Origin of the sequence: Rhizobium sp. R634 (assembly GCF_002211305.1) — a bacterium.
Classification (GTDB): Bacteria; Pseudomonadota; Alphaproteobacteria; order Rhizobiales; family Rhizobiaceae; genus Rhizobium.
This window is the reverse complement of sequence record NZ_LOKW01000012.1, coordinates 107,103-120,903: the sequence shown is the minus strand read 5'-3', so window position 1 is coordinate 120,903 and position 13,801 is coordinate 107,103. Positions and strand designations below refer to the sequence as shown.

14 protein-coding genes are annotated in these 13,801 nt (G+C 61.5%); all 14 read left to right on the top strand.

Annotation, left to right across the window (positions count from 1 at the left end):
• The first annotated feature begins 9 nt into the window (after window positions 1–9).
• The 14 genes from ATY77_RS14705 (at window position 10) to ATY77_RS14645 (ending at window position 13,801) form a co-directional block, all read left to right on the top strand.
• A complete protein-coding gene (locus ATY77_RS14705; protein ID WP_088687908.1) occupies window positions 10–612 on the top strand; it encodes an NADH-quinone oxidoreductase subunit C in 603 nt (200 codons plus the stop codon).
• A 66-nt stretch (window positions 613–678) separates the two neighbouring features.
• Entirely contained in the window at window positions 679–1,869 is a 1,191-nt protein-coding gene (locus ATY77_RS14700) for an NADH-quinone oxidoreductase subunit D (protein ID WP_088677233.1), read from the top strand.
• Window positions 1,869–2,141, top strand: coding sequence for a hypothetical protein (locus ATY77_RS14695; RefSeq protein WP_088677234.1), 273 nt, complete (start codon window positions 1,869–1,871; stop codon window positions 2,139–2,141). Before ATY77_RS14700 ends, ATY77_RS14695 begins: the two co-directional genes overlap by 1 nt.
• Before the next feature lie 16 nt (window positions 2,142–2,157).
• Window positions 2,158–3,318, top strand: coding sequence for an NADH-quinone oxidoreductase subunit E (locus ATY77_RS14690; protein WP_088687907.1), 1,161 nt, complete (start codon window positions 2,158–2,160; stop codon window positions 3,316–3,318).
• Window positions 3,319–3,328: 10 nt separating this feature from the next.
• Window positions 3,329–4,633, top strand: a complete 1,305-nt coding sequence (gene nuoF, locus ATY77_RS14685; RefSeq protein ID WP_003558451.1) for an NADH-quinone oxidoreductase subunit NuoF — start codon at window positions 3,329–3,331, stop codon at window positions 4,631–4,633.
• A 2-nt stretch (window positions 4,634–4,635) separates the two neighbouring features.
• Entirely contained in the window at window positions 4,636–5,301 is a 666-nt protein-coding gene (locus tag ATY77_RS14680) for a 5' DNA nuclease (RefSeq protein WP_088687906.1), read from the top strand.
• Window position 5,302: 1 nt separating this feature from the next.
• Window positions 5,303–5,542 carry a hypothetical protein gene (locus tag ATY77_RS32525; RefSeq protein WP_141103937.1) on the top strand — a complete coding sequence of 80 codons (240 nt, stop codon included), beginning with the start codon at window positions 5,303–5,305 and terminating at the stop codon, window positions 5,540–5,542.
• Window positions 5,523–7,604, top strand: a complete 2,082-nt coding sequence (nuoG, locus tag ATY77_RS14675) for an NADH-quinone oxidoreductase subunit NuoG (protein ID WP_088687905.1) — start codon at window positions 5,523–5,525, stop codon at window positions 7,602–7,604. The genes ATY77_RS32525 and nuoG overlap by 20 nt, the downstream gene beginning before the upstream one ends.
• Window positions 7,605–7,615: 11 nt before the next feature.
• Complete coding sequence (gene nuoH, locus ATY77_RS14670; RefSeq protein ID WP_085736875.1) at window positions 7,616–8,659, top strand: NADH-quinone oxidoreductase subunit NuoH; 1,044 nt, start codon at window positions 7,616–7,618, stop codon at window positions 8,657–8,659.
• 40 nt (window positions 8,660–8,699) lie between these two features.
• Window positions 8,700–9,191, top strand: coding sequence for an NADH-quinone oxidoreductase subunit NuoI (gene nuoI / locus ATY77_RS14665; RefSeq protein WP_008521873.1), 492 nt, complete (start codon window positions 8,700–8,702; stop codon window positions 9,189–9,191).
• A gap of 144 nt (window positions 9,192–9,335) precedes the next feature.
• Window positions 9,336–9,950 (top strand): NADH-quinone oxidoreductase subunit J, encoded by a 615-nt coding sequence (locus ATY77_RS14660; RefSeq protein WP_088677240.1) that lies wholly within the window; start codon window positions 9,336–9,338, stop codon window positions 9,948–9,950.
• A gap of 23 nt (window positions 9,951–9,973) precedes the next feature.
• Window positions 9,974–10,282: an NADH-quinone oxidoreductase subunit NuoK gene (nuoK, locus tag ATY77_RS14655; RefSeq protein WP_010066755.1), complete on the top strand. Its 309-nt coding sequence runs from the start codon at window positions 9,974–9,976 to the stop codon at window positions 10,280–10,282.
• Window positions 10,283–10,289: 7 nt separating this feature from the next.
• Window positions 10,290–12,290, top strand: coding sequence for an NADH-quinone oxidoreductase subunit L (gene nuoL, locus ATY77_RS14650; RefSeq protein WP_088687904.1), 2,001 nt, complete (start codon window positions 10,290–10,292; stop codon window positions 12,288–12,290).
• The gene (locus tag ATY77_RS14645) at window positions 12,290–13,801 is read left to right on the top strand and encodes an NADH-quinone oxidoreductase subunit M (protein WP_088687903.1); all 1,512 of its coding nucleotides are present in this window, start codon (window positions 12,290–12,292) and stop codon (window positions 13,799–13,801) included. Before nuoL ends, ATY77_RS14645 begins: the two co-directional genes overlap by 1 nt.

Genomic DNA, 13,801 nt, shown 5'->3' with positions numbered 1-13,801 from the left:
ACAAGGCATATGAGTGAAGCCCTGACTGAGCTTGCGTCCTATCTTGGCGAAGCGCGCGGCAACCTGATTGCCGCCTCGCAGATGAAGTATGGCGAGCTGACGCTGACGGCGACGGGTGAAAACCTGATCGCGCTGCTGACTTTCCTGCGTGACGACGCCAAATGCGGCTTCGTCAACCTGATCGATATTTGCGGGGTCGATTGGCCGCAGCGCGAACTCCGTTTCGACGTCGTCTATCATCTGCTGTCGCCGAAGCAGAACCTGCGCATCCGCGTCAAGGTCGCGACTGATGAGGATACGCCCGTTCCCTCGGCCTGCGCCGTCTATCCGGGCGCCGACTGGTTCGAACGCGAAACCTGGGACATGTACGGCGTGCTCTTCACCGGCCATCCGGACCTGCGCCGCATCCTGACCGACTACGGCTTCGAAGGCCATCCGCTGCGCAAGGACTTCCCGACGACAGGTTTCGTCGAAGTTCGCTACGACGACGCGGCAAAGCGCGTCGTTTATGAGCCGGTAGAATTGAAGCAGGAATTCCGAAATTTCGACTTCATGTCGCCCTGGGAAGGTACTGATTACGTGCTGCCCGGCGATGAAAAAGCGAAGCAATAAATTCAAGGCGGCTGGTGGGCTTGTGCCTACCACTCACTGGTTATCTGAGAACGCGAGCCCATCGCCATGACAGAACATAACGTCCGCAACTTCAACATCAATTTCGGACCGCAGCATCCGGCGGCGCACGGCGTTCTTCGTCTTGTCCTGGAGCTTGACGGCGAAATTGTGGAGCGGGTTGATCCGCATATCGGGCTGCTGCACCGCGGCACCGAGAAGTTGATCGAGACCAAGACCTATCTTCAGGCCGTGCCCTATTTCGATCGCCTCGATTACGTCGCGCCGATGAACCAGGAACATGCCTATGCCCTGGCCGTCGAAAAGCTGCTCGGCATCCAGATCCCGATCCGGGGCCAGCTGATCCGCGTTCTTTATTCGGAAATCGGCCGCATCCTCTCGCATCTCTTGAACGTCACGACGCAGGCCATGGACGTCGGTGCGCTGACGCCACCGCTCTGGGGCTTCGAAGAGCGTGAAAAGCTGATGGTATTCTATGAGCGCGCTTCGGGTTCGCGCATGCATGCCGCCTATGTTCGTCCGGGTGGCGTCCACCAGGATCTGCCGGAAAAGCTCGTGCAGGATATCGGCGATTGGTGCGACCCCTTCCTGAAGGCACTCGACGACATCGATGACCTATTGACCGGCAACCGCATCTTCAAGCAGCGCAACGTCGATATCGGCGTCGTGTCCCTGGCGGATTGCTGGGCCTGGGGCTTCTCCGGCGTCATGGTGCGCGGGTCGGGTGCCGCCTGGGATCTGCGTCGCGCCCAGCCCTACGAATGTTATTCCGATCTCGAATTCGACATTCCGATCGGCAAGAACGGTGACAATTACGACCGCTACCTGATCCGCATGATCGAAATGCGCGAATCGGTGCGCATCATGAAGCAGTGCGTCAACCGCCTGCTGTCGGATGCGAAGACCGGTCCTTTCTCGTCGATCGACGGCAAGGTCGTGCCGCCGAAGCGTGGCGAGATGAAGCGCTCGATGGAAGCGCTGATCCACCATTTCAAGCTTTACACCGAAGGCTATCATGTGCCGGCCGGCGAGGTTTATGCCGCCGTCGAGGCGCCGAAGGGCGAGTTCGGCGTCTATCTCGTCTCCGATGGCAGCAACAAGCCGTATCGCTGCAAGATTCGCGCCCCGGGCTATGCGCATCTCCAGGCGATGGATTTCATGTGCCGCGGTCACCAGCTTGCCGACGTCGCGGCCGTTCTCGGCTCGCTCGACATCGTCTTCGGCGAGGTGGACCGCTGATGCAGCGTCTGCCGCTCGTCGTCGCGCTTCTTCTTTCGGCATCCGGAGTTTCGGCTCAGGAGGCCGACACCCTCGGCACGCCGTTGGGGCATAAGGAAGTGACGCCGCCGGCAGCGCAATCGTCCATGGGCGAGCTTTTGTCCAAGGGCTATCAGATCAAGGCTGCCGTTCCGAACGGCGGCAAATTCGTAGTGTTTATGCAGAAAGACCAGTCGGCCTATGCCTGCGAGATGCAGTCCTTGACTGCGTCGCGGTGTGGAACCCTAAACTGACAAGGCGTGAGGAAGAATGTCCGTTCGTCGATTAGCCGAAGATCAATTTCAGCCTGCCGCATTCGCCTTCAGCGATGAAAATGCGGTCTGGGCGGACAAGACGATCCAGAAATACCCCGCCGGCCGCCAGCAATCGGCGGTCATTCCGCTGTTGATGCGGGCGCAGGAGCAGGACGGCTGGGTCACGCGCGCGGCGATCGAGAAAATCGCCGACATGCTCGACATGGCTTACATAAGAGTGCTCGAGGTCGCGACCTTCTATACGCAGTTCCAGCTGCATCCCGTCGGCACGCGCGCCCATGTCCAGGTCTGTGGCACCACGCCCTGCATGCTGCGCGGCTCCGAAGCGCTGATGTCGGTCTGCAAGAGCAAGATCCACGCCCATGCCTTCGAGCGCAATGCCGAAGGCACGCTGTCCTGGGAAGAGGTCGAATGTCTCGGGGCCTGCGTCAACGCACCGATGGTGATGATCGGCAAGGACACCTACGAGGACCTGACGCCGGCGCGCCTGGAAGAGATTATCGACACCTTTGCCGCCGGCAACGGCGCAAGCATCAAGCCGGGCACCCAGATCGACCGGATATTCTCCGCGCCTGAAGGCGGCCCGACTTCGCTGACGACGGAAGAGCCGAAGGCGAAAACGCGCGCCAAGAAGGCCGATGCCGAAACCGTGTCGGCCCCTGTCGACGCTGCTCCGGTTCCGCCATCGGAGGCTGCCCGCCCGAAGAGCACAGATGCGGAAACCAATGTCGCTTTGAAAACGCCGGCAACGGCACCGAAGGCGGCAGCGAAGAACGCAAAGGCTGCCGAGGAGCAGCCGGTTTCCGGCACCGCGGCTGCCGAGCCTGTCCCGGCCGTCAAGGCCGAGGCCGTTCCGGCGGCGAAGCCTGCCCTGACCGACAAGAATCGCCCGGCCGGCATCGAAAAGCCTGCCGCACCGGATGATCTGAAGATGATCTCGGGCGTCGGCCCGAAGATCGAGGCGACGTTGAACGAAATCGGCATCTTCACCTTTGCGCAGGTGGCAGGCTGGAAGAAAGCCGAACGCGATTGGGTCGATGGCTACCTGAATTTCCGCGGCCGCATCGAGCGCGACGACTGGGTCAAGCAGGCCAAGGCGCTCGCCAAGGGCGGCGAAGCGGAATATATCAAGGTCTTCGGCAAGAAGCCGCGGTAAGAGGTGAAGCATGTTACAAGATAAAGACCGCATCTTTACCAACATCTACGGCCTCAAGGACAAATCCCTGAAAGGCGCGATGAGCCGCGGCCACTGGGACGGCACCAAGCAGATCCTGGAAAAGGGCAGGGACTGGATCATCAACGAGATGAAGGCATCCGGCCTTCGCGGTCGCGGCGGCGCCGGTTTCCCCACAGGTCTGAAGTGGTCCTTCATGCCGAAAGAAAGCGACGGCCGCCCGCACTACCTCGTCGTCAATGCCGACGAATCCGAGCCCGGCACCTGCAAGGACCGCGACATCATGCGCCACGATCCGCATACGCTGATCGAAGGCTGCGTCGTCGCGAGCTTCGCCATGGGCGCCAATGCCGCCTACATCTATGTGCGCGGCGAATATATCCGCGAGCGCGAAGCGCTGCAGGCGGCGATCGACGAGTGTTATGACTATGGCCTGCTCGGCAAGAACAACAAGCTCGGCTGGGACATGGATATCTTCGTCCATCACGGCGCGGGCGCTTACATCTGCGGCGAAGAGACCGCGCTGCTCGAAAGCCTGGAAGGCAAGAAGGGCCAGCCGCGCCTGAAGCCGCCGTTCCCAGCCAATATGGGTCTCTACGGCTGCCCGACGACTGTTAATAACGTCGAATCGATTGCCGTTGCGCCGACGATCCTGCGCCGCGGCGCCGGCTGGTTCTCGGCCATCGGCCGTCCGAACAATGTCGGCACTAAGCTGTTCATGCTCTCCGGCCACGTCAACAAGCCGTGCACCGTCGAAGAGGAAATGGGCATCACCTTCCGCGAGCTGGTGGACCGCCATGCCGGCGGCATCCGCGGCGGCTGGGACAACCTGCTCGCCGTCATTCCGGGCGGCGCATCCTGCCCGATCGTTCCGGCCAAGGACATCATCGACTGCCCGATGGATTTCGACGGCCTGCGCGGCGTCGGCTCTTCCTTCGGCACGGCCGCCGCGATCGTCATGGACAAGTCCACCGACGTCATCAAGGCGATCGCCCGCATCTCCGCCTTCTTCAAGCATGAGAGCTGCGGCCAATGCACGCCCTGCCGCGAAGGCACCGGCTGGATGTGGCGCGTGATGGAGCGCATGGCCAAGGGCAATGCCCAGAAGCGTGAAATCGACATGCTGTTCCAGGTGACGAAGCAGATCGAAGGCCACACCATCTGTGCGCTTGGCGACGCCGCCGCATGGCCGGTGCAGGGTCTGATCCGTAATTTCCGTCCGGAGATCGAAAAGCGCATCGACCAGTATACGGCAAGCGCGCTCGATCACGGTGCGGTTCTGGAGGCGGCTGAATAATCATGGCGGACAAGGCATCCAGCGGCAGGAACAGGGAAGAGGCGGCGGATTTCGCGGCTGGCTTCGGCCGTCTTGCCGCCGAGGTGCTGGAAAATGCACGGGCAATGCCCGTGCATCCGCTGATGGCGCATCCCGCTGCCGCCTTCGCCGCCGCAACCGCGATCGGCTTCGGTTTTTCGACGCAGATGGCGGGCGCTTTCTTTGGAGCCTTCCAGAGCGCTCTGGAAACGACCGGCAAGCTTGCCGCAGTCCTCGACGACACGCCGCCGGAAGAACCGGCGCCGGAGGTCGATGTCCGGCCGGAGAACATCCGCGGTGACGTCAAGACTGTTGCCAAGCCGGTAGCGGAAAAGAAGGCAGGGCCGAAACTGACGGTGGTCAAGCCGGCCAGCGAACCGGTGGCCAGCCGGCCGACGCCTGCCGTGAAGGCAAAGCCGGCGGTGCGGACGAGGAAGTCCGACGATCTGAAGCTGATCGCCGGCATCGGTCCGAAACTGGAAGAAGTGCTGAATGCCCGGGGCATTCGCAGCTTTGCCGAGATCGCCGCCTGGAGCGACGAGGAGATTGCCCGGCTCGACGCCGAACTCGGCGTTAACGGCCGTATCGCGCGCGACGACTGGGCCGGCCAGGCGAAGGTTCTGGCAGGGCGGGGCCGCAGGAAGAAATGAAATGTCCGGCCGTATCAGGCGGCCGGAAGACGGGCAGATCGGCGGAGGGGCGGGGGCCTCGAGCCAAGATGCCGGTGCGGGTTTCAGATCTGGAACGCGCGACAGAGAATTTGGCAACATCAGCTGCCAGCAGGACGAAAGATCCGGCTTGGCAATGAGACTGTTGCAAAAATGGGTTTGTTTGCCGTCTTCAGGCAAACGGGAAACAGGACTGAGCGACGATGGCAAAACTGAAGATTGACGGCAACGAGATCGAAGTTCCGGATCATTTCACGCTGTTGCAGGCGTGCGAAGACGCCGGCGCCGAAGTTCCGCGCTTCTGCTTCCATGAGCGTCTGTCGGTCGCCGGCAACTGCCGCATGTGCCTTGTTGAAGTGAAGGGCGGCCCGCCGAAGCCGCAGGCCTCTTGCGCCATGAGCGTTCGCGACATTCGCGGCGGCCCGAACGGCGAACTGCCGGAGGTTTTCACCAACACGCCGATGGTCAAGAAGGCCCGCGAAGGCGTGATGGAGTTCCTGCTGATCAACCATCCGCTCGATTGCCCGATCTGCGACCAGGGCGGCGAATGCGACCTCCAGGACCAGGCGATGGCCTTCGGCATCGACACCTCGCGCTATCAGGAAGACAAGCGCGCCGTCGAGGACAAGTATATCGGCCCGCTCGTCAAGACGGTGATGAACCGCTGCATCCATTGCACGCGCTGCGTCCGCTTCACGACCGAGGTCGCCGGCATTTCCGAACTCGGCCTGATCGGCCGCGGCGAGGATGCCGAGATCACCACCTATCTCGAGCAGGCGATGACCTCCGAGCTGCAGGGCAACGTCGTCGACCTTTGCCCGGTCGGTGCGCTCACCTCCAAGCCCTTCGCCTTCACCGCGCGCCCCTGGGAGTTGAACAAGACCGAATCGATCGACGTCATGGATGCCGTGGGTTCGGCGATCCGCGTCGACACCCGCGGCCGTGAGGTCATGCGCATCCTGCCGCGCGTCAACGAGGTCATCAACGAGGAGTGGATCTCCGACAAGAGCCGCTTCATCTGGGACGGCCTAAAGACCCAGCGCCTCGACCGGCCCTATGTCCGCCGCGACGGCCGCCTTCAGCCGGCCACCTGGGCCGAGGCCTTCGGCGCCATCAAGGCCGCCGTCAGCGCCACCTCGGGCGACAAGATCGGCGCGATTGCTGGCGATCTCGCCTCGGTCGAAGAAATGTACGCGCTGTCCGAACTGGTTAAGTCGCTGGGATCGGAGAATCTCGACTGTCGCCAGGATGGGGCGGCACTCGATCCGTCGCTCGGCCGTGCAAGCTACCTCTTCAACCCGACGATTGCGGGCATCGACCAGGCCGACGCGCTGCTGATCATCGGCGCCAATCCGCGCTTCGAGGCGGCCATTCTCAATGCCCGCATCCGCAAGCGCTGGCGCCGCGGTAAATTCCCGATCGGCGTGATCGGCGAGCCGGGCGAACTGCGCTACAGCTATGATTATCTCGGCGGCGGTCCCGACACGCTGAAGGATCTGGTCGACGGCAACCACGCTTTCGCCGACGTGCTGAAGAACGCCGTCAAGCCGATGATCATCATCGGTCAGGGCGCTCTGTCGCGCACCGACGGCGCCGGCGTTCTCGCCAGCGCCGCCAAACTTGCCGGTTCGGTCGGCGCGGTCGTCGAAGGCTGGAACGGCTTCGCCGTTCTCCATACTGCTGCCTCGCGCGTCGGCGGCCTCGACCTCGGCTTCGTTCCCGGTGCCAAGGGCGTCAATGCCGCCGAAATGCTGACGGCGATGGATGTGCTCTTCCTGCTCGGCGCGGACGAACTCGACTTCACCGCCAAGAAGGCCAGGCTCACCGTCTATATTGGTTCGCATGGCGATAACGGCGCCCACCACGCCGATGTCATCCTGCCGGCTGCGGCCTACACCGAAAAATCCGGCACCTGGGTCAACACCGAAGGCCGTGTGCAGATGGGCAGCCGCGCAGGCTTTGCGCCGGGCGATGCCCGCGAGGACTGGGCGATCATCCGTGCTCTTTCCGACGTGCTCGGCAAGAAGCTTCCTTTCGATTCGCTGAGCGAATTGCGCGCCCGGCTCTATGCCGCTTTCCCGCATTTCGCCGCCATCGACGAGATCGCTGAAACCGATAGCGCCCAAATTGCCGCAGTCGCGAAAAAAGCCGGCAAGATGAACAAGTCAGGGTTTGCGTCGCCGGTCAAAGACTTCTATTTGACGAACCCGATAGCGCGCGCCTCGGCTGTCATGGCCGAGTGCTCGGCATTGGCCCGCAACAACCTCAAAGTCGCGGCAGAGTAAGGGCAGGGACTATGGATTCTTTCTTTTCGACCTATGTCTGGCCAGCGATCATCATGATCGGTCAGTCGCTGCTGCTTCTCGTCTGCCTGCTCGTCTTCATCGCCTATGTGCTGCTCGCCGACCGCAAGATCTGGGCGGCCGTGCAACTGCGCCGCGGCCCGAACGTCGTCGGCCCCTTCGGCCTGTTCCAGTCCTTCGCCGACCTTTTGAAGTTCGTCTTCAAGGAGCCGATCATTCCGGCCGGCGCCAACAAGGCGGTCTTCCTGCTTGCTCCGCTGGTGACGGTGCTGCTCGCGCTGTCCACCTGGGCGGTGGTGCCGCTCGCCGACGGATGGGTGATTGCCAACATCAATGTCGGCATCCTCTATATCTTCGCGATCTCCTCGCTCGAAGTCTACGGCATCATCATGGGGGGCTGGGCTTCGAACTCGAAGTATCCGTTTCTTGGCGCGCTGCGTTCGGCCGCACAGATGGTGTCTTACGAAGTCTCGATCGGCTTCGTCATCGTCACCGTGCTTCTCTGCGTCGGTTCGCTGAACCTCACCGATATCGTCAATGCACAGCATACCGGCCTCGGCACCATGCTCGGCCTGCCGGCGTCGTTCCTCGACTGGCACTGGCTGTCGCTGTTCCCGATGTTCATCATCTTCTTCATTTCGGCGCTCGCCGAGACGAACCGCCCGCCTTTCGACCTTCCGGAAGCGGAATCGGAACTCGTCGCGGGCTTCATGGTCGAATACGGCTCCTCGCCATACATGATGTTCATGCTCGGCGAATATGCGGCCGTCTGCCTGATGTGCTCGCTGACGACGATCCTCTTCCTTGGCGGCTGGCTGCCTCCAGTCGATATCTGGATCCTCAACTGGGTCCCCGGCATCATCTGGTTCATGCTGAAGGCCTGCTTCGTGTTCTTCATGTTCGCGATGGTCAAGGCTTTCGTTCCGCGCTACCGCTACGACCAGCTCATGCGCCTCGGCTGGAAGGTCTTCCTGCCGCTGTCGCTCGCCATGGTCATCATCGTTGCATTCGTGCTGAAACTGATGGGATGGGCTTGATCATGTCCGCTCTCGTTTCCGGCAAAATTGGAGGTTGAAGATGGCAAGCTTGTCCAGCTCCATCAACTCGCTGTTTCTCAAGGAATTCGTCGGCGCCTTCTTCCTGTCGATGCGCTATTTCTTCCGCCAGAAGGCGACGATCAACTATCCCTTCGAAAAGGGCCCGGTTTCTCCGCGCTTCCGCGGCGAGCATGCGCTGCGCCGTTATCCGAACGGCGAGGAACGCTGCATCGCCTGCAAGCTCTGCGAGGCGATCTGTCCTGCCCAGGCAATCACCATCGAAGCCGGTCCGCGCCGCAACGACGGCACGCGCCGCACGGTGCGCTACGACATCGACATGGTGAAGTGCATCTATTGCGGCTTCTGCCAGGAAGCCTGCCCGGTCGACGCGATCGTCGAAGGGCCGAATTTCGAATTTGCGACGGAAACCCGCGAAGAACTCTATTTCGACAAGGCGCGGCTTCTGGATAACGGAGACCGGTGGGAGCGCGAAATCGCCCGCAACATCGCGATCGATTCTCCGTACCGCTGATTGACGTTTTGAAATGCCGCGAAGGAGCCCGAGTGCTCCTCCCGCGGTCAATATGCACAGGAGCTTTGCCGGCCAGCGCCGCGGAAAGCTCCATCGGGCAGGGAAACTCCCGGCTGCCCGGGGGAAGATGAAAAAGGCACCAACATGGGTCTGCAGGCTCTATTTTTCTATCTTTTCGCCTTTGTCGCGATAGCGTCGGCGTTCATGGTCATCTGGGCGAAGAACCCGGTTCACTCGGTTCTGTTCCTGATCCTGGTGTTCTTCAATGCGGCTGGCCTCTTCCTGCTGGCGGGTGCCGAATTCCTGGCGATGATCCTGCTCGTCGTCTATGTCGGCGCGGTCGCGGTTCTCTTCCTCTTCGTGGTGATGATGCTCGACATCGATTTCACCGAGCTTCGCGCCGGTGTTCTCGAATATGCGCCAATCGGCGCGCTGATCGGGATCATTCTCGCAGCCGAGCTGATTGTCGTCATCGGCGGCAGCGTCATCTCACCCGATATTGCCAAGTCCGTCGCCATGCCGATCCCGGCACTCAGCGAGCGCACCAATACGGCCGCCCTCGGCGACGTGCTCTACACGAACTACGTCTATTTCTTCCAGATCGCCGGTCTGGTGCTGCTGGTTGCCATGATCGGCGCCATCGTCCTGACGCTCAGGCACCGCACCAACATCAAGCGGCAGAACATTTCCAGGCAGGTTTCCCGTACGCCCGCCACCGCCGTCGAGGTGGTTTCGGTCAAGCCGGGGCAGGGCGTCTAAAGGCAGGTCAAGGAACAAAGAACATGGTCATCGGACTTTCCCACTACCTGACGGTCAGCGCCATCCTCTTCACGCTCGGCGTCTTCGGCATCTTCCTGAACCGCAAGAACGTCATCGTCATCCTGATGTCGGTCGAACTGATCCTGCTTGCCGTCAACATCAACATGGTCGCCTTCTCCCATTTCCTGAACGACATCGTCGGCCAGGTCTTCGCGCTGTTCATCCTGACGGTCGCGGCTGCCGAGGCGGCGATCGGTCTTGCAATTCTCGTTGTCTTCTACCGCAACCGCGGCTCGATCGCGGTCGAAGACGTCAATATGATGAAGGGCTGAGTGGCTCATGTTCCTCTATAAGGCTATCGTCTTCCTTCCTCTGATCGGCGCGATCGTCGCCGGCCTGTTCGGCCGCGCCATCGGCGCCAAGGCTTCGGAATATGTCACCAGCGGCCTGATGATCATCGCCGCCATCCTGTCCTGGATCGTCTTCTTCACGATCGGCATGGGCCACGCCGAAGGCGGCCCGATCAAGGTCGAGGTGCTGCGCTGGATCCAGTCCGGCGGCATCGACGTCTCCTGGTCGCTGCGTATCGATACGCTGACCTCCGTCATGCTGATCGTCGTCAACACGGTCTCGACGCTGGTTCACGTCTATTCGATCGGCTACATGCACACCGATCCGCATCGTCCGCGCTTCTTTGCCTATCTCTCGCTTTTCACCTTCGCCATGCTGATGCTGGTGACCGCCGACAACCTGGCCCAGATGTTCTTCGGCTGGGAAGGCGTCGGTCTCGCCTCCTATCTCCTGATCGGCTTCTGGTTCAAGAAGCCGTCGGCAACCGCTGCGGCGATGAAGGCCTTCATCGTCAACCGCGTCGGCGACTTCGGCTTCGTGCTCGGCATTGCCGGTGTTTTCGTGCTGTTCGGCTCGATTGGTTTCGACACGATCTTCGCCAATGCTTCGAATTTCGCTCCGCATGAAGGCGGCGGCGAGGCGAGCGAGGTGATCCTCAACCTCTTCGGCATGCAGCTCGACAAGGCGCATGCGCTGACCGGCATCTGCCTGCTGCTCTTCATGGGCGCGATGGGTAAGTCGGCCCAGTTCCTGCTGCACACCTGGCTGCCGGACGCGATGGAAGGCCCGACCCCGGTTTCGGCGCTCATCCATGCGGCAACCATGGTCACCGCCGGCGTCTTCCTCGTCGCCCGCATGTCGCCGCTATTCGAACTGTCGCACGATGCGCTCGTGGTCGTCACCGTGATCGGCGCGATCACCGCTTTCTTCGCGGCCACCGTCGGCCTCGTGCAGAACGACATCAAGCGCGTCATCGCCTATTCCACCTGCTCGCAGCTCGGCTACATGTTCGTGGCGCTCGGGGTAGGGGCCTATGGCGCAGCGATCTTCCATCTCTTCACGCATGCCTTCTTCAAGGCGCTGCTCTTCCTCTGCGCCGGCTCGGTCATCCATGCCGTCGATGGCGAGCAGGACATGCGCTACATGGGTGGCCTGCGGCCGCACATCAAGGTGACGTTCTGGATGATGATCATCGGCACGCTGGCGATCACTGGCGTCGGCATTCCCTTCACGCCGATCGGCTTTGCCGGCTTCTTCTCCAAGGACGTGATCATCGAGGCGACCTATGCTTCGCACTCGCCGGTCTCAGGTTTCGCTTTCTCGCTGCTGGTCATCGCAGCTCTGTTCACCAGCTTCTATTCCTGGCGTCTGATCTTCATGACCTTCTTCGGCAAGCCACGCGCTTCGCACGAGGTCATGCATCACGTTCACGAGTCGCCGCAGGTCATGCTGGTTCCGCTCTATTTGCTGGCGATCGGCGCGGTGCTTGCGGGCGTGATCTTCGAAGGCCGCTTCTACGGCGAAGAATATGCCGAGTTCTGGAAGGGTGCGCTCTTCACGGGTGCTGAAAACGAACTGGTGGAAGAATTCCACCATGTGCCGGCGCTTGTGGCGCTGAGCCCCTTCATCGCCATGGTGCTCGGTTTCGTTACCGCCTGGTACATGTATATCCGCTCGCCGCAGACGCCGCGCATCCTCGCCAAGCAGCACCGCGTGCTCTACCACTTCCTCTTGAACAAGTGGTACTTCGACGAGCTTTACGACTTTCTCTTCGTCCGTACGGCGCGAGCCCTTGGCCGCTTCCTGTGGAAAAAGGGTGACGTCGGAGTCATCGATACCTACGGCCCGAACGGTGTGGCCGCCCGCGTCGTGGCCGTCACCGACCGCGTGGTCCGTCTGCAGACCGGTTACCTCTATCACTATGCCTTCGCCATGCTGATCGGCATTGCGGCGCTCGTTACCTGGATGATGCTCGGGAGTTCCTTCTGATGACCGATTGGCCTATTCTTTCAACGGTCACCTTCCTGCCGCTCGTCGGCGTGGTGCTTCTGCTGCTGATGAACGGCGAGACCGAAAGCGGCCGCAAGAACGTGCTGTGGATCTCGCTGATCACCACCGTCTTCACCTTCGTCGTCTCGCTCTTCATCTGGATCGGCTTCGACAATGCCAATCCGGGCTTCCAGATGATCGAGAAGCACAACTGGCTCGGCACCGGCATCGGCTACCATGTCGGCGTTGACGGCATCTCGATGCTGTTCGTCATCCTGTCGACCTTCCTCATGCCCTTCTGCGTGCTCGCAAGCTGGCTCTCGATCGAGAAGCGCCTGAAGGAATACATGATCGCCTTCCTCATCCTCGAAACGATGATGATCGGCGTCTTCGTCTCGCTCGATATCGTGCTTTTCTACGTCTTCTTCGAAGCGGGCCTCATTCCGATGTTCCTCATCATCGGCGTCTGGGGCGGCAAGGACCGCGTTTACGCGAGCTACAAGTTCTTCCTCTATACGCTGCTTGGCTCGGTGCTGATGCTGCTCGCTATCATGGCGATGTACTGGCAGGCCGGCACGACCGACATCACGGCGCTGCTCGCCTACAAGTTCCCGCCGGCGATGCAGACCTGGCTGTGGCTCGCCTTCTTCGCCTCGTTCGCGGTGAAGATGCCGATGTGGCCGGTCCATACCTGGCTTCCGGATGCCCACGTTCAGGCGCCGACGGCGGGGTCGGTGATCCTGGCCGGCGTGCTGCTGAAGCTCGGCGGCTACGGCCTCATCCGCTTCTCGCTCGGCATGTTCCCGGTCGCGTCCGATTATTTCGCGCCGTTCGTCTTCGCATTGTCCGTCATCGCCATCATCTACACCTCACTGGTGGCGATGATGCAGGACGACATCAAGAAGCTGATCGCCTATTCCTCGGTGGCGCACATGGGCTACGTGACCATGGGCATCTTCGCCGCGAACATGCAGGGCGTTCAGGGTTCGATCTTCCAGATGCTGTCACATGGCATCGTCTCCGGCGCGCTCTTCCTCTGCGTCGGCGTCGTCTACGACCGTACCCATACCCGCGAGATCAACGCCTATGGCGGCCTCGTCAACAACATGCCGAAATATGCCGTCGCGATGATGGTCTTCACCATGGCCAATGTCGGGCTTCCCGGCACGTCGGGCTTCATCGGCGAATTCCTGACGCTGATGGGCGTCTTCCGGGTCAACACCTGGGTCGCGCTCTTTGCCGCCACCGGCGTCATCCTCTCGGCCGCCTATGCCCTTTGGCTTTACCGCCGGGTGATCTTCGGCGCGCTGGAGAAGGAAAAGCTGAAGGCGCTGCTCGATCTTTCCAGACGCGAGCAGCTGATCCTCTACCCGTTGATCGCGCTGACCATCTTCTTCGGCGTCTACCCGGCTCCGGTCTTCGATGCGACGGCCGCCTCGGTGGATCTGCTGGTCAACAACTACACGGCCGCCGTGCACGCAGCGCAGAACGTTGCGCTGTCTATGAATTGA